Here is a 16368-nt window from a genome sequence, read left to right as displayed (position 1 = left end):
CAAACTCTCAATTTAAAAGTTTACACTTTTTATTTGAAATGAATAATCTGCGACAACTGTTAAGTTAATTCGCAAGCTCATTACATACTTTTTAGTCTTACGACTAAAATTCACTTTATACTAAAGTAATTAACTGGTTAAAACAAAATATTATTTCGTTTCTTTACCTATTTCTCTGTTTAATTTTCAAAGACCAATTTGCTTTGTCATCATATGACGACTTCTACTATTATACTAGGTATATCTTATTTTGTCAAATACATTTTTAATATAATAAAATGTATTTTAAAAAGTTAAATATTAGCATATTCCCTTACATTTATCGTTACTCATTTATAACGACAAAAATCATTCTATCATAAAATATCTTACATGTAATTAGCTCTAAGGTAGTTAAAATTAATCAAGTTTCGCATTCTTGAATTTTTAAACTTTATCTCTACATACCATGTATTGATACACCAGGATAGTTATTTCCCTTGTTTTTAATAATATTTAATAGATATCCGTTAAAATTAATTATTTTAGTAAATACTTGTATACACTATGCTATACACTAAGTATTCTCATTAATAAGCTAAAAATATACTCTATTTATATTAATTAACTATCTCTAAGAAAATTTTATTATTCGTTAAAGAATAATAAATAGAGTAATACCCCTCTTAATCTGCTACAAGTTATATCACTCTATTCTAAATTTTATATATATGTAATGCTTCATTAGTGTAATACCATTACATTAACATTTTAAAAATTATTAAAAATATTACTCCTGGTACTCCTAGAAAACCTGCAATAAGTGCCGTTACAGCGTTTATTGCGATATTTATACCCACATACTTGCCTACAAAATTTGCTAACAACAAAAGTAAGACACCGAAAACACAATTTAATATTAACTTAACTAGTATTTTTAGTGGCCAAGAAAAGAGCTTGACTACAATTATCATTCCCACTATACCAATTAAAAAATAAATTGCAACATCCACATTTCATTCCCCCTATGTAAATCTTTAAATTTATTACTTTTATTAATACTACAACTTTTATCATGAAATTATGTTATTAATTTGTTTTAATTTGATATTTTCACTTATTAGCAGCATCAAGTTCTTCTATCATATAGCTAGCATCGATAGTTACACCTTTTCTTCTAGCCTCTAATAAAAAATATATATATCTTGCTTTAGATTGATCTTCTCTATAAATTGCATAGTCTATAAGTTTAGGGTCATCTGCCACTTGAAAGTATTTTTTTGCACTTTCCCACTCAATCTTAGCCTCTTCTAATTGCATAATAATGTCTTTCTGCTCCTGTGTATATTTTAGAGTTGAAAATAATATTTCAATAATTTTTTTTCTATTCATAATAAAAAACCTCCCATTTTATATCTTTTCTAAATTCTTGACATAAAACAGGAGTAATATTCTATATTTCTTTTCTTCCTTCTAATGCTTTAGAAAGCGTTACTTCATCTATATATTCTAAATCTCCACCAACCGGAATGCCATGTGCTATCCTTGTGACTTTTGCGCCTAAAGGCTTTAATATCTTAGATATATACATAGCTGTAGCTTCTCCCTCTATGTTAGGATTAGTTGCTACTATTACTTCACGAATTTCTCCGTTAATTCTTCGTATAAGTTCTCTTAATTTTATATCTTCAGGTCCCCGTCCTGACATTGGGGATATTGTCCCATGAAGAACATGATAAACCCCATTGAATTCCCTAACTTTTTCCACAGTCATAATATCTTTTGGGTTTTCAACTACACATATGATACTCTTATCCCTATTAGGATTAGAACATATTGAACAAGGATCCGTATCTGTAAAACTTCCACATACAGAGCAGTATTTTATAGTTCCTCTAGCTTGAACCAGTGCATCAGCAAACCCCTCTACTTCTTCTTTAGGAAGGTTTAACACAAATAGTGCAAGCCTTTGTGCTGTTTTCTTTCCTATACCAGGGAGTTTAGCAAATTCTTCTATAAGTTTCTCTATTGCTACTGGATAAAAATCCAATTTAATCACCTCATAACAATGTATCTTTTATCTACTATTTATTAGAACATTCCTGGCATATTTAATCCGCCTGTTAATTTACCCATTTCATTACTTGATTCATCTTCTGCTTTCTTTAAAGCCTCATTGCATGCACTCATAATTAAATCTTCAAGCATTTCAACATCATCTGGATCTACTACTTCTGGTTTTATTTTTACTTCAACAAGTTGTCTCTTTCCATTAGCTACTGCAGTTACTGCACCACCACCAGCGGAAGCTTCAAATTTCTTGTCTTCTAAGTCCTTTTGCATATCTTCCATTTGTTTTTGAAATTTTTGAGCTTGCTTCATTAAACTATTCATATTTCCACCCATACCTGGAAACCCACCTTTTGCCATAATAGTTACCTCCTATTTATTAGATACTTAAGTTTATATTATTATATTTATATCTTCTAGTTTTGTAACCACTAAAATTAAATTTAGCTATATACAATATAAAAGAATATATATCTCTAATTTATTATAACTTTTATATATTACAATAACTTTTCTATATTATTATATACTAATACCTATAATACTTTCCATTAATTAAGCAAATATTTTTTATAAGTTTAGAATTCTAGACTTATTCATCTAGAACCTCTACGAGATCTTCTCCAAATGTCTCTTTTAGTATATCTTCTGGTGATCTAACCTGTTTTTCATCAGACTCTATAGTGTACTTTATTTTTACAGGTTCTTTTAGTGCTTCAGAAAAAATCTCCTCTATTACATTTCTGTTTTCCTCTTTTTCCAGTCTAATTTTATTAAACGAATACTGTTTTTCGTAACCCAGCTCTACTACTCCTCCATCACAAGACAAAATTTCTCCTGTCATTAGTGAAGCATAGATAACCATATGTCTTCGTGCTTTAAACATATCTAAAATATCCTTAAAAGATTTTTTCACAATGTCTACTGTTAAAATAGAATTTACATTATACTTTTTGATTGGTCTTATTTGTGTTTTATTATTTATCTGTTTTTCTTGTTTTTGAATATTCTTTTCAGAAACTCTAGGTGTTACACTTTCACACGCTACAGTTATCTTTCCTTGTTTTATTATTTCTTCTAGCTTGTTTATTCTAGTAAGTAATATTTCTTTAGACGTGTCATATTCTATTTTACACATTTTAATAACTGCAAGTTCTAAATAGATCCTATTCTGCTTACTCCATTTAGCTTGTTCCTGAGCCTCTTGAAGTATCTTTATATTCCTCATGATTTCTTCTACTCTTATTTTTGAAGCTTGTTGCTTTAGAATTTGCATGTTTTCATTTGACATATCCAAAATATCCTCTACATTCTCGCTTACTTTTGCCATCAAAAGATCTCTCATATGAGTAGTCATATCTTTTATAAATACATATATGTCCTTACCGCTAAACACAATTTCATTTATAACTTTTATTGCGCCTTCAATATTCCTGTCTATTATACGCTCAGAAAGTTTTGTAAGACTCTCATTAGTGACAAGACCAAGCATGTCAATAACACTATCATACTCTACTGTGCCCTCATTCATTGATATAGCTTGATCTAAAATACTTAGTGCGTCCCTCATTGCTCCATCAGAAACTCTTGATATTAATTTCAAACTATTATCTTGAACTGAAACACCTTGCTTTGACACTATTGTGCGAAGCCTATCGAAAATGTCTGTACTTTTTATTCTTTTAAAGTCAAATCTTTGACACCTGGATAGTATAGTAATTGGGAGTTTTTGAGGATCAGTTGTGGCTAGTATAAATATAATATTACTTGGCGGTTCCTCTAGTGTTTTTAAGAAAGCATTAACAGCCCCTATGGATAACATATGAACCTCATCTATAATATAGACTTTATATCTAGCTTCCTGTGGCGGATACTGAACATCTTCAATTATATCACGAATATTATCTACTCCATTGTGTGACGCTGCATCCAGCTCAGTTACATCTATTGCTGTTCCTGAATTTATTTTTTTACACATTTCACATTCATTGCAGGGCTCTCCATGATCTGAATTCAAACAATTAACCGCTTTAGCTAGTATCTTAGCTGTTGAAGTTTTTCCTGTTCCTCTAGTTCCACATAAAAGATATGCGTGGGCTATTCGATCTTTATTTATTTGATTTTTTAAAGTTATGGTCACATGTTCTTGTCCTACTACATCTCCAAAAGTTCTCGGTCTCCATTCTCTATATAAAGCCAAATATGCCACAAATTTCACCTCTTTTAAATAATAGTATTTCTTAAATAAATAAAAAAGATGCCTTTACAGGCATCTTATAATTTTTATGTAGACCGTACACCTCGCTTTGATAAATAAACTATGTGCGTTACCTATACAGTTAGCTCAAACCAGGTTAATCCACGGCACATGGAAGAGTTCACTTACCGCTGCTTCCTTCCGGATCTCACGGGGTTCATAAATTTCCATTGCGTGGGACCCAGTTCTCAACACCACTTATATAGGTCGGCCACACATTTTATAACCTAAGCGAGGAATTCACCCCTGCTGTAGCGGATTGCAGGTTACAGGGCACCGCTAACTCCCCAGCTAGTACGGAAATATAAACTGGTGGAAAAAGAGGGATTCGAACCCTCGGTAGAGTTTCCCCTACACACGCTTTCCAGGCATGCTCCTTAAACCACTCGGACATCTCTCCATAAACCATTTTAAATGTTATACATACTTAAATTGTGCAACATAATTAATTATACTATTAATATATACTAATTTCAATAGTTATTTACTAATATATTTTTATTTTAATTAAAACATTTATATTATATTATCTTTCTCAATTCATTTATATATATACCTCTTTATAGCATTAGTTTATAAGAAAGTTATAAATTAACACTGTTTATTTTTGCCTTATAGTTTATTGGAAGGGATACACCAACACATAATAAGCCCTAGCTCCAATAATTACTAGTAGAATGTCTAAGAATTCGTCAGAATCTACATTTCTTAACTTACAAGTAAAATTCACTCCTAGCAGTAAACTTAAATGTTTTACTAGCTTAGGAGTGAAATTAACTTTATATATATAATATTATATTATTCATACAAAATAATAATTTAATTTTTTATTATTAACCTTAATTACTTAACAACATCCTTCTTTAATAATAAAATCATAATAGCAGTTACTATTGTACCAACAACTATGGATAATATATATCCACCTAAATTACTAACCGCATGAGGAATTAACAAGAGAAATATACCACCATGTGGAGCTGCTATAGCTGCTTTAAATGTCATAGATAATGCCCCTGCAACTGCAGCACCCGCCATTAATGATGGTATTATTTTAAGTGGATCTGCTGCAGCAAACGGTATTGCACCCTCAGTTATAAATGAGGCACCTAATGCCCAAGCAGATTTTCCTGCTTCTCTTTGTTCTGGTGTAAATTTCTTTTTTGCTATAACTGTTGCAAGCGCTATTCCTAGTGGAGGAGTCATTCCTGCCGCCATTACTGCTCCCATTATCATAGAAGTCTGACCCGCTACCAAAGTTGATACTCCGAAAGTATATGCCGCCTTATTAAATGGTCCACCCATATCAAAAGCCATCATTAAACCAATAATAATCCCGAGCAACCCTGCATTTGCTCCACTTAAATTAGTTAACCAAGCTGACATTCCTATATTTATAGCACTAACGGGTTTTCCTATAACAAATACCATTATAAGCCCTACTATCAATGTAGATAAAACCGGCAATATTAGAACTGGCATTAAACCTTGTAAGGATTTTGGCAATTTTATTATTTTCTTTAAGAAAACTATAGTATAACCAGCTAAGAAACCTGCTAACATTCCACCTAGAAATCCAGCACCTATAGATGCAGCGAGCATACCACCAATCATACCTGGTACAAGACCTGGTCTATCTGCTATAGAGAACGCTATAAATCCTGCCAATATCGGATACATAAGTTTCATAGCAGCACCTGAACCAATATCCATTAAAGCTGCCGGTACCGTACCTGGCTGTTTAAATGCTAGTATTCCAAAAACAAAGGAAAGTGCAATTAAAATACCCCCTGCTGCTACGAAAGGGATCATATAAGAAACTCCTGTCATTAGGTGCTTGTAAGGTCCTTTTTTCTCCTTAATTTTCTCTTCTTTGATATCACTAACTTTTTCTGAAACGTCTTTGTTTTCAATTTTTATATCTATCGCTTTCTGTATAAGACCATTTGGATCTTTGATTGCGTCTTTTACACCTACTTCAATTATAGTCTTTCCTACAAAACGTTCCTTTGAAACGTTAGTATCAGCTGCAATTATTACTACCCTAGCTTCGCTTATATCTGTCTCAGTCAATACATTTTCTGCGCCTACAGATCCTTGAGTTTCTACTTTAATCTCTATACCCATTTCTTCCCCAGCCATTTGAAGAGCCTCAGCTGCCATATAGGTATGTGCTATTCCTGTTGGGCATGAAGTTATTGCTACAAATTTCATAAATATTCCCCCTTTTTACTTTTCATTTAATATTTTAATTCTTTTTAAATTTTAAAGTTAACATATACTATCTATTGTTCTAGTAAAGCAATTATTTGTTCAGGACTACTAGCTTCCATCAAATTTTTTCTTAATTCTTTATGCATAAGCTTTCTAGAAATCTGACTTAATATTTTTAAATGTTCATCACTTGATTCTTCTGGAACAGCAATTAAGAAGAATATATGAGCTAGCTCATCATCCATAGACTGATAGTCAAGTCCGTCAATGCTTCGTCCAAATACTAATGCAGCCTCTTTAACTCCACTACTTTTTCCGTGAGGAATAGCTATTCCCATACCAATACCTGTTGAAAATTCCTTTTCTCTATCTGTTACAGCTTTTATATATTTATCTTTATCTAACAATTTACCATTTTCGTCTAATAATTCTGCCATTTCTTTTATTACATCCTCTTTTGTTTTACTAGTTAGCTCAAGTTTAATTGTATTAACGCTTAATAATTCAGTTATATTCATTAATAATCATCCTTTCTTATAGGTATTTTATGGTTACTTGTTTTTTTAACTCCTCTATGTCAATTAATCTTCCTGTTTGTGTTCCTTCAGTCATTACATTAGCTGCACTTGTTGCACAAGCTAGTTTCATAGTTTCTTCAAAACTATAGTTACTCTCAGTTGCTACGGCCAAAGCTGCAACCATTGAATCTCCAGCCCCTACTGTACTCTTAACTTCTACCTTCAATCCCTTTACTTTTGCAATCTTATCGTTACTTATAACTATTGACCCTTCTGAACCCTGCGATATTACTACATATTCAACTCCAAATTCTAATATTTTTTTAGCAGTTTCAATAACTTTAGCTTCGTTATCGATAACTACATTAAAAGCTTTTTCAAGTTCTTCAATATTAGGTTTTACTATATAAGGACCAGCTTTAATTCCTTGCATTAGCATTTCGCCATCTGCATCTAATATAACCTTACCACCCTTGTTTTTTATCTCTTGTATTATGTCACCGTAAATGTTACTGCTGGTTCCACTTGGCACGCTACCTGAAAGAACTACTAAAGAATCTGCCCTACAATACTTTAGAATTTTTTCTTTCATATTAGAAATATCTTCTAATGTTACACTAGGTCCATTTTCGTTTATATCTGTATGTGTATTATTAACATTATCAATTATTTTTATGTTGGTCCTAGTTTCTCCCTTTATAAATAAAAATTCATTATCAATATTTGAATCATCTAGATATGTTTTTATTCGGTTTCCACTACTTCCACCTAAAAAACCTAAGGCTAAACTTTTATTTTGTAATTCTTTAATAACTTTAGATACATTAATCCCTTTTCCTCCAACATCCACTCTTGTCGACTTAACTCTATTAACATTACCAATTTTAAATTCATCTATTTCAATTGTTTTATCTAAAGCTGGATTTAAAGTCACTGTTATTATCATTTTTCCACCTCCAAGTTATTTGCTATCATAATTTTTATATCTTTTTCTTCAAACGTTTTTAATAATTCATTATCTAATTGATTATCTGTAATAATGATATCAATATTATCTAAGTCAACTATTTTGGCAAAGGAAACTGCGCTAAATTTAGTATGATCACATACTACTATCGTTTGTTTAGCAATCTTTATCATTTCTCGTTTTGTGTTAGCTTCAATAATATTAGGAGTAGTTAACCCATTAATAATACATACACCATTGGTCCCTATAAAAGCTTTATCTACCCTAAAATTTTTAATTGTATTATCTGCTACCGGTCCAACCATTGCTCTTGTTTTCCAACGCAATTTACCTCCAGTAACAATTACTTCAACATCCTGGTTTTTAGTAAGTTCGTAGGCTACATCAACAGAATTTGTTAAAACCGTTATATTTTTAGCTGTTATATGTTTAGCAATACTAAGAGTGGTAGTCCCTGCATCTAAAACTATTGTATCTCCATCTACTATTATTGATGCTGCAAACTTTCCAACCAATTCTTTCTCATCATAAAACTTATCAATTTTCTCTGAAAAAGTAGGTTCAAATTTTGTATTATCATTTAATATTGCCCCTCCATGTACTCTTTTAATAAGTCCATCTTCTTCTAGCTCTTGAAGATCACGTCTTATAGTGACTTCTGATACTTCATATTGCTGTGATAAATCACTTACTTTTACTTTTCCGTACTTATTTAAACTATATAATATATCTGACTTTCTTTCTTCAGGAAACATAGCTTTCAATCTTCCTTTTTTCATACTTAAAATAACGGTGTCCGTTTACATCTGTTTTATGCTTCATTTACTTTCACTTGTTTTCATTTTAGTATATTTTGATAACGTTGTCAACATAGATATGATATTTTATTATTATTTAATTAATATGAATATAAACGTAACTATTAATTAACTATCTTTCAGATACAAATACAAACGAAACCATTCGGCTTCGTTTTATTATATAAATATATATTTACCTACTTAAATTGTTGTTTTTCTAATTATTCGTTTAATTGCTGTTTTAGAATCTCCTCAATTTTCGGAGTACATCTATGCCCACAACATCCACCTGAACCAGCTCCTGTAACTTTTTGGACATCCTCTACAGTTCTTGACCCATTTTTTATAGCCTTCTTTATCGTAGATTTTGGTATAGCCTTACATATACATACCTTTGTAATTTTATCCATTATTTCACTGTTTATATTTTCACTCATATTTATTTTCACCTCTATCATTATCTCTTATCTTTAAAAAATTTAGTCAGTAAGTTACCGCATTCATCATTGTAAAGCCAATTTATTTCTGTCCAGTGGTTTAAAGTGTCATTTTGGAGAACATTTATAACTGATCCACATGCTCCTACACTAGGATCAAAAATACCTATATTCAATTTACTTATTCTAGACTGTAATATAGCTCCTGCACACATAGGACATGGTTCTAATGTTACATACATATCACATCCATTTAATCTCCAACTACCTAATACTTCACAAGCATTTCTTATAGCTAAAATTTCTGCATGGGCGGTAGCTTCTTGTAGGGTTTCTCTTAGGTTGTGTGCTCTCGCAATTATTATATTATTTTTAACTATAATTGCACCTACTGGTACTTCATTTAATAACAAAGATCTTTTAGCTTCTTTTAAAGCCTCACTAATTAAATATTTTTCCATGTAAACCCCTTTATTTTGAAACCAGTTATTAATTAATAGATTTTATCGTTTATATTATACTTCTTTAATATTAGATATTCAACATATTTGTATATTTTCTACAATGTACATATATTTTATAAATTTTAAATGATTTATAAAAATAAAAAAACTAGCAAAGTATTACTTTGCTAGTTTTTGGTTGGTGCACACGAGAGGAGTCGAACCTCCGGCCTTCCCCTTAGGAGGGGGACGCTCTATCCAACTGAGCTACGGGTGCATATTTTATTTCTACTTAAATATAGTATTACATTTTTTTAAGTATGTCAACCTATAGCCAATTTAATACCTATATTTATAGAAATTATTCTAATATTATGATGTTTACTTAATATTAGAATTTTAATACACCAAATAGTATATAATATACATTATACACTATTAATCGGAGGTGTTCTAATTGAATAAGGATATAAAGAATTTTTTCCTTGCAGGTCTTGGTTCTGCAGCTTATACTTACGAAAAGGCCACGACTTTAATTGATGATTTCGTACAAAAGGGTAAATTAACCTTAGAAGAGGGTAAAGATTTATCTGAGGAGCTAAAAAGAAACATAAAGGGAAAAACAGACTCAATTAACCCTTTTACAAAAGAAAAAGGTAGTATGACAAAAGATATAACCCCTTTGACAAAAGAAGATATAGTTTCAATTCTTTCAGACATGGATTTTGCAACAAAAAAAGATGTTGAAAATATAAACAAAAGACTCTCAAATTTAGAGAAAAACCATTTATAAAATCACAAATGGAATTCAAAGAAAGTCCTAATATTTTTACTAGGGCTTTTATTTTTAAGTGAGGTATAAAATGCAACTAAATTCTGTTAATCGATTTAGAGAAATTGTTAAAGTTCTTGGCTCTTATGGCTTTGGATACATTGTAGACTATAAATTTAAAAAACAAAATAAGCTTCCTGAAAACTTAAGGAAAGCTTTTGAAGAGCTTGGCCCTACATTTATAAAAATAGGACAAATCTTAAGTACAAGACCAGATTTGTTATCTCCAAATTATATAGTAGAACTATCGAAGCTTCAAGATAATGTCCCTCCAGAAAGCATTGAAACAATAAAGGATATATTTTTTAATGAGTTTTCAATATCAACAACAGATTGCTTTGAAAAATTTTATGAAAAACCTTTAGCATCTGCATCTATTTCTCAAGTACATAAAGCTACATTGAAAGATGGTAGAGACGTTGTTGTAAAAATACAAAGACCAAACATTGCAGAAAAGATGAAATTAGATATTTCTATACTCATCCGTATAGTAAAATTTACAAAAGCAAAATTTTCTGAAGCCTTAATTGACCCAGAAGAAGCCCTACATGAAATACTTTTAACTACTGAACTCGAACTTGATTTTAACAATGAAATTAAAAATATAGATAAATTTAAAAATTACAATAAAGATATCGAATTTTTATATGTACCTTATGTAGTTGAAGATTTATCTAGTACCAAGGTTATAACAATGGAAAGAATTTATGGTTTTAAGGTAGATGACATGAAAAAGCTCTTAATAGGCAACTATGATCTTGATGATTTAGGTAAGAAATTAGCTCTGGCTTACTTAAAGCAGGTTTTGAAAGATGGTTTCTTTCATGGTGACCCTCATCCTGGAAACATATTTATATGTGAAGGTAAACTTTGCTTTATAGATTTTGGAATTATGGGGAGTCTCTCAAATTCATTAAAATTAACACTAAACGATATGATATCAGCTGTTGCCTTTAATGACATAAACAAGATGATTTCAACCCTTTTATCTATAGGTATAAAAAAGGGCTATGTAAATAGAAATAAGTTATATGAAGATTTAGATTACCTTCTTTTAAATTACCTTTCTGTTTCCTTAAACAATATTCAGATTTCGGTAATGCTTTCTGAAATTTTTGATATAGCGCGTCAAAACAACATCCGTTTACCACGTGATTTTACACTACTAATAAGAGCTCTCGTAATACTAGAAGGTGTAATTGCTACTATCGCTCCTGACATAAAAATAATAGATATCGCTATACCATATGTAAAAGCTAATAATAAATTCTCTTTGTTTACAGATTTAGATTTAAACACTTTATTAATTCGTTCATATTCATTTATGAAAGACTCACTTAGACTTCCCTCCAAAATTATAGAATTATCTGATAGTCTAATAAGCGGTAGGGCTAAACTACAGTTAGAGCATAAAAACTTAAATAAACCAATAAGTGAATTAAATAAAGGTATAAATCGATTGGTATTTGCTCTTATTATTTCATCTACAATTATAGGATCTTCTACCATACTAAATTCTAACATAGGACCTAAAATGTATAATATATCACTCATTGGTATAACCGGTTTTATAACTGCAGGATTTATGGGCTTTTGGTTATTAATTTCCATAATAAAATCCGGAAAATTATAGAATTAAAATATACTAATTAATCTTATAAAAACGAGGTATTATTATGATTAAGTATTACAATCGAAAAGAAAATAAATATGAAATAGAAAAAGTAGCTGGCGAAAAATATTTGAATTGGTCTTATTCATCTCCCTCTGGCAAGGGACTAGTTGAGTTATTGCTAAAGAAAAAACTTTTTTCAAAATTATATGGTTATTACTGTGACACAAAAATAAGCTCTAAAAAAATTAAAGATTTTGTTAAAAATTTTAACATTGATATGTCTTTATATTCTAAGGTCTATGATGAATATTCGACTTTTAATGAATTTTTTATGAGATCTTTAAATTCAAACGCACGAATAATAAATAGAGATAACAATATTCTGATATCACCTTGTGATGGCAAACTCTCTGCTTATGAGAACATTAACTTAAATGACATAGTTCAAATAAAAGGTTTTACCTATTCCCTTAAAGAACTACTCCAAGATGATAATGAAATATATAATTTATATGATGGATGTACATGCTTAATTTTTAGATTATGTCCAACTGATTATCATAGATTTCATTTTATTGATAATGGAGTATGCAGTAAAACAATTAAGATTAAAGGTCATTATTATTCTGTAAATCCTATAGCATTAAAAAACATCAAAAAACTCTTTTGTCAAAACAAAAGAGAATGGAGCCTCTTTAACTCAGACAATTTTGGTGATGTTATCTGTATGGAAATAGGCGCTACTTGCGTAGGCTCAATTATCCAAAGTTATGACCCAACCTCGAAGATTATAAAAGGGGATGAAAAAGGATATTTTAAATTTGGAGGTTCCACTGTAATCCTATTTTTCAAAAAAAACATTATAAAGATTGATGAAGATTTGCTCAAACAAACGCTATTAGGTTTTGAAACATCTGTATTAATGGGCGAAAAAATAGGGCTGAAATAAATTTTCAGTCCTATTTTTATTATATCTTAAATTTTGATGTGATATCTCTTAATGTTTTTATTATTAGATACATCTTTAGAAAATTTGTCATTATTAACCTTTAATTCATTTTGATATTGCTTAACATAAGTTGGATCAGTTTTATTTTCTAAGATCATATAGTATCCATAATCTCATTTTATTTATCGTACAATTAAAATAACAGAACTGAATATAATTCAGCTCTGTTATTTTAGTATTGTCTTTTGCAGCAATCATCCATAATGAAGCTTATATTTACATGTAGCACCTTTTAATATATAATTAAATTAAATTTAACAAAACATCTTTTCGTTTAATTAATTACATATATTGTAATTTAATATAGAATCTTACAATATAAATTGTAGTTAATTATCATGTTTTTTATTTATTTCCATTCGTATATAATGTACATGTTGATTAATATAGGGTATGTAGTTAATTAATCTCATAGAATGAATTGAACTAGTATGTAGGTATAGCATCTAATAGGGGGTAATGTCTTGGAAAACACTTTTAAGAACAGAACAATAGAACCATATTTATATTCGCGTGCCAACATTGTAATAGATGTTAATAAAGAATTTCTTGATTTTGCAGGTTTTACAATGGATGAATTATTAGGTAAATCCCTTATAGAAATTGGAAATATGATTAAAATTAATTCGCAAATCTTTCTTGATAATATTAGCGATAAGTATTCGGGATATATATTCACAAAGTCGCTGAATGCTCGCGAAGTAAATATATCACTTTCTCATGATACGGAAAGAAATCTAAAAATATATACTTTTATTGAAAAACCAAATTCCAGACTTGATGATAAGCTTATATTTGAAGAACAATCATTTTTAGATGACACCTCTGGTGTAGCCGTCTACAGTGTACCTGATTTAATATTACTTAAATCAAATCAAAAGTATCTTGATTTAGTTGATTCACCTTTTAACAAAGATAGCACTAGCATAGGTAACCCTATTAGAGAAATTATAAATGGATTTACAGGAACCAACGTTGAAATTATTTGGAACACTATTCTCGTTTCACAAAAGGCCAGCTATATGAAAGAATTCGAATTTGATAAATTTTCAAGAGGTATAACTTATTGGGATTTCACTCAAAAACCTATATTTGAAAACGGAAAGATGAAATACATATTTGAAACTGCTGTTGATGTTAGTGAAAGGGTTTTTGAAAATAAAAATTTAGAGATAAAAAACAAGATAATTGAACAGCAAAAGGATGCGTTAGAAAAACAGAATACACAGTTGGAGCAACAAAATACTCAGCTAATTAGTATAATTGAAAATTTATCTGAAGGAGTAATGTTTGCGGATAATGAAGGTAAATTTATAATGATAAATCCAGAAGCAAAGAGGTTAATTTATCGATCAGACAAAATGATTACTTTAGGAAATGCTCTTAAAAACATTAGCGTATTTGATATTAAAGGCAATGAGATACCATTTGAAGATTTTCCTTCAGTTAGGGCGTTAAGAGGTGAAACAGTAACCAATGTTGAGATCTTTATAAGACATCCTAATAAAGATTATTTTGTGGAAATTAGTTCAAATCCAATTTATAATGCGATTGGGGAAATAACTATGATAGTATCATGTTTTCATGATATTACTCGAACAATTAAGCAATCTACAAAAATTGAAGAACAGAAAAAGGAATTAGAAGCTATCATAGAAAATATATCTGATGGTATTTCCATTTTTGATAATAAAGGAAAATGTATATTATTTAACAAATCAGAAAGAGAGATGTTTTCGCCCTATTATGAAAACATGGTAAGGACTAGTGATTGGTATAAACAATCTGAACTTTATGATGTTGATGGAGAAGAAATAAACTCAGAAAATGTTTCCGCTCATAGAGTTATGAGCGGTGAAAAGTTTAAAAATATGAGAGTGGCCGTAAAACTTCCTAATAAAACGTTAGAAATAGATGTTAGTGGAACACCTATTTATGACAGTGAAGGAAAATTTACTTTAGGGGTGATTTGTAGCCGAGACATGACAGACTATTATAGGCGTGAAGAAGCTATAATAAGCCGCTTTGAAATTTTGAACAGAATAATTGATACATTTGATTTACCAGTCATCAGATTATCGTGTCCAAATTTAAAGATTGTCGATATTAATAGAAAGGCATTTGGTATCCTTAAATTGATCAGTCCAAATGTTAAATCAATCAATCAAATAAAAGGTACTAATATTGAAAATTCATTTGAAAAATTCAAGACAAGTGAATGTTACCAGTGTATTAGTGATGCATTAAAAGAAAAGAAAACTAAACATTTGAATAATAGGAGTTATTTGATAGATGAGAAACAGGTATATTTTAATATTATCTTTGAACCCATGCTTGAAGTAACTGGAGAAACCCAAGAGATATTAATTTTAATAATAGATGTTACTAATGAAATAAAATCTAACATTAAAATGCAAAAGGCATTGAAATTACAGGGAGAATTTCTTGTTAACATATCCCATGATCTAAAAACACCATTAAATGTTATATCTGCAACAGCTCAGTTATTTGATATGTATTGCACTAATGGTTCACTGGACGATAATAAGGATTCAATTATTAAATACATAGACTCAATCAAGCAAAACTCATATAGATTATCTAAAATGATTAATAACATAGTCGATTTATCAAAAATTGAAGCGGGATTCTTTAAATTAAATCTATCAAATAACAATATAGTATTCGTTATAGAAGAAATAGTAATGTCTGTAACTAATTTTACTGAAAGTAAAGGATTAAATATTATTTTTGATACGGACACAGAAGAAAAAATTATGGCTTTTGACGTAGAAAAGGTAGAGAGAATAGTATTAAATCTTATATCAAATGCAATAAAATTTTCAACTGAAGGTAATGAAATACTTGTAGAGGTTAAGGATAAGGATAAGTTTATTGAAATATCAGTTAAGGATAATGGCATTGGCATTGAATACAAGGACTTGAATATGATATTTGATAGATTTAAACAGGTAGACAAATCACTATCAAGAAATGTAGAAGGGACTGGAATTGGTTTAAGTTTAGTTAAGTCGATTGTAGAATTACATGGTGGTAGTATATATGTTGAAAGTGAATTGGGGAAAGGAAGTAAGTTTACATTTAAACTTCCTTCAGCAAAGGTACTTCAAGAAAATATGATATATAGTAATAAAGTTCCAAGTGGAAATCAAAGTATACGAGTGGAACTTTCAGATGTTTATTCGTGATTTTCTTAAAATAAGAAA

The 16368-nt window shown here is 29.8% G+C and carries 16 protein-coding genes, 2 tRNA genes and 1 other RNA gene; 4 read left to right on the top strand and 15 right to left on the bottom strand.

Annotated elements, in window-relative coordinates; translation table 11 throughout:
* Positions 1-737: 737 nt before the first annotated feature.
* From LGK95_RS18910 to LGK95_RS18845, 14 genes are all read right to left on the bottom strand, one after another.
* On the bottom strand, positions 738-992 hold the full coding sequence (locus tag LGK95_RS18910; RefSeq protein ID WP_226126472.1) for a pro-sigmaK processing inhibitor BofA family protein: 255 nt from the start codon (positions 990-992) through the stop codon (positions 738-740).
* A gap of 100 nt (positions 993-1092) precedes the next feature.
* Positions 1093-1371: a DUF2508 family protein gene (locus LGK95_RS18905; RefSeq protein ID WP_226126471.1), complete on the bottom strand. Its 279-nt coding sequence runs from the start codon at positions 1369-1371 to the stop codon at positions 1093-1095.
* 61 nt (positions 1372-1432) lie between these two features.
* Complete coding sequence (gene recR / locus LGK95_RS18900) at positions 1433-2029, bottom strand: recombination mediator RecR (protein ID WP_226126470.1); 597 nt, start codon at positions 2027-2029, stop codon at positions 1433-1435.
* 41 nt (positions 2030-2070) lie between these two features.
* Positions 2071-2409 carry a YbaB/EbfC family nucleoid-associated protein gene (locus tag LGK95_RS18895; RefSeq protein WP_226126469.1) on the bottom strand — a complete coding sequence of 113 codons (339 nt, stop codon included), beginning with the start codon at positions 2407-2409 and terminating at the stop codon, positions 2071-2073.
* A 232-nt stretch (positions 2410-2641) separates the two neighbouring features.
* Complete coding sequence (gene dnaX / locus LGK95_RS18890; protein ID WP_226126468.1) at positions 2642-4258, bottom strand: DNA polymerase III subunit gamma/tau; 1617 nt, start codon at positions 4256-4258, stop codon at positions 2642-2644.
* Positions 4259-4341: 83 nt separating this feature from the next.
* An RNA gene (gene ffs, locus LGK95_RS18885) (signal recognition particle sRNA large type) lies at positions 4342-4606 on the bottom strand.
* Positions 4607-4616: 10 nt separating this feature from the next.
* Positions 4617-4706: transfer RNA gene (locus tag LGK95_RS18880), tRNA-Ser, on the bottom strand.
* A gap of 443 nt (positions 4707-5149) precedes the next feature.
* A complete protein-coding gene (locus LGK95_RS18875) occupies positions 5150-6520 on the bottom strand; it encodes a PTS fructose transporter subunit IIC (RefSeq protein ID WP_226126467.1) in 1371 nt (456 codons plus the stop codon).
* A gap of 71 nt (positions 6521-6591) precedes the next feature.
* A complete protein-coding gene (locus LGK95_RS18870) occupies positions 6592-7038 on the bottom strand; it encodes a PTS sugar transporter subunit IIA (protein ID WP_226126466.1) in 447 nt (148 codons plus the stop codon).
* A 16-nt stretch (positions 7039-7054) separates the two neighbouring features.
* Entirely contained in the window at positions 7055-7984 is a 930-nt protein-coding gene (gene pfkB / locus LGK95_RS18865; RefSeq protein WP_226126465.1) for a 1-phosphofructokinase, read from the bottom strand.
* Positions 7981-8784, bottom strand: coding sequence for a DeoR/GlpR family DNA-binding transcription regulator (locus LGK95_RS18860; protein WP_226126464.1), 804 nt, complete (start codon positions 8782-8784; stop codon positions 7981-7983). Before LGK95_RS18860 ends, pfkB begins: the two co-directional genes overlap by 4 nt.
* Before the next feature lie 242 nt (positions 8785-9026).
* Positions 9027-9242 (bottom strand): (2Fe-2S)-binding protein, encoded by a 216-nt coding sequence (locus LGK95_RS18855; RefSeq protein WP_226126463.1) that lies wholly within the window; start codon positions 9240-9242, stop codon positions 9027-9029.
* 20 nt (positions 9243-9262) lie between these two features.
* Positions 9263-9703, bottom strand: coding sequence for a nucleoside deaminase (locus LGK95_RS18850; protein ID WP_226126462.1), 441 nt, complete (start codon positions 9701-9703; stop codon positions 9263-9265).
* Positions 9704-9885: 182 nt separating this feature from the next.
* Positions 9886-9962: transfer RNA gene (locus LGK95_RS18845), tRNA-Arg, on the bottom strand.
* A gap of 180 nt (positions 9963-10142) precedes the next feature.
* Between LGK95_RS18845 and LGK95_RS18840 the strand changes: the two genes are divergently transcribed.
* The 3 genes from LGK95_RS18840 to LGK95_RS18830 all read left to right on the top strand — a co-directional run bounded on the left by LGK95_RS18840 (position 10143) and on the right by LGK95_RS18830 (position 13081).
* Positions 10143-10478 carry a phasin family protein gene (locus LGK95_RS18840; protein WP_226126461.1) on the top strand — a complete coding sequence of 112 codons (336 nt, stop codon included), beginning with the start codon at positions 10143-10145 and terminating at the stop codon, positions 10476-10478.
* A gap of 70 nt (positions 10479-10548) precedes the next feature.
* Positions 10549-12150, top strand: coding sequence for an ABC1 kinase family protein (locus LGK95_RS18835; protein ID WP_226126460.1), 1602 nt, complete (start codon positions 10549-10551; stop codon positions 12148-12150).
* Between the two features lie 43 nt (positions 12151-12193).
* The gene (locus tag LGK95_RS18830) at positions 12194-13081 is read left to right on the top strand and encodes a phosphatidylserine decarboxylase (protein ID WP_226126459.1); all 888 of its coding nucleotides are present in this window, start codon (positions 12194-12196) and stop codon (positions 13079-13081) included.
* A gap of 26 nt (positions 13082-13107) precedes the next feature.
* On the opposite strand, the gene LGK95_RS22545 is transcribed toward LGK95_RS18830, so the two are convergent.
* Positions 13108-13239, bottom strand: coding sequence for a hypothetical protein (locus LGK95_RS22545; protein ID WP_264174607.1), 132 nt, complete (start codon positions 13237-13239; stop codon positions 13108-13110).
* A gap of 366 nt (positions 13240-13605) precedes the next feature.
* Between LGK95_RS22545 and LGK95_RS18825 the strand changes: the two genes are divergently transcribed.
* Positions 13606-16350: a PAS domain-containing sensor histidine kinase gene (locus LGK95_RS18825; protein WP_226126458.1), complete on the top strand. Its 2745-nt coding sequence runs from the start codon at positions 13606-13608 to the stop codon at positions 16348-16350.
* The last annotated feature ends 18 nt before the right edge of the window (positions 16351-16368 follow it).

It is taken from the genome of Clostridium algoriphilum (assembly GCF_020443705.1).
GTDB lineage: Bacteria > Bacillota > Clostridia > Clostridiales > Clostridiaceae > Clostridium_AD > Clostridium_AD algoriphilum.
Note: the sequence above shows the minus strand (reverse complement) of the source record. Positions and strands in the feature narration are given on the sequence as shown.

What these genes read in the sequence shown, in the direction of transcription:
- LGK95_RS18905 (WP_226126471.1), bottom strand. Translation starts at nt 1,371, where the DNA reads ATGAATAGAAAAAAAATTATTGAAATATTATTTTCAACTCTAAAATAT.
- LGK95_RS22545 (WP_264174607.1), bottom strand. Translation starts at nt 13,239, where the DNA reads ATGATCTTAGAAAATAAAACTGATCCAACTTATGTTAAGCAATATCAA.
- LGK95_RS18895 (WP_226126469.1), bottom strand. Translation starts at nt 2,409, where the DNA reads ATGGCAAAAGGTGGGTTTCCAGGTATGGGTGGAAATATGAATAGTTTA.
- LGK95_RS18835 (WP_226126460.1), top strand. Translation starts at nt 10,549, where the DNA reads ATGCAACTAAATTCTGTTAATCGATTTAGAGAAATTGTTAAAGTTCTT.
- LGK95_RS18855 (WP_226126463.1), bottom strand. Translation starts at nt 9,242, where the DNA reads ATGAGTGAAAATATAAACAGTGAAATAATGGATAAAATTACAAAGGTA.
- LGK95_RS18875 (WP_226126467.1), bottom strand. Translation starts at nt 6,520, where the DNA reads ATGAAATTTGTAGCAATAACTTCATGCCCAACAGGAATAGCACATACC.
- LGK95_RS18830 (WP_226126459.1), top strand. Translation starts at nt 12,194, where the DNA reads ATGATTAAGTATTACAATCGAAAAGAAAATAAATATGAAATAGAAAAA.
- pfkB (WP_226126465.1), bottom strand. Translation starts at nt 7,984, where the DNA reads ATGATAATAACAGTGACTTTAAATCCAGCTTTAGATAAAACAATTGAA.
- LGK95_RS18850 (WP_226126462.1), bottom strand. Translation starts at nt 9,703, where the DNA reads ATGGAAAAATATTTAATTAGTGAGGCTTTAAAAGAAGCTAAAAGATCT.
- LGK95_RS18870 (WP_226126466.1), bottom strand. Translation starts at nt 7,038, where the DNA reads ATGAATATAACTGAATTATTAAGCGTTAATACAATTAAACTTGAGCTA.
- LGK95_RS18860 (WP_226126464.1), bottom strand. Translation starts at nt 8,784, where the DNA reads ATGAAAAAAGGAAGATTGAAAGCTATGTTTCCTGAAGAAAGAAAGTCA.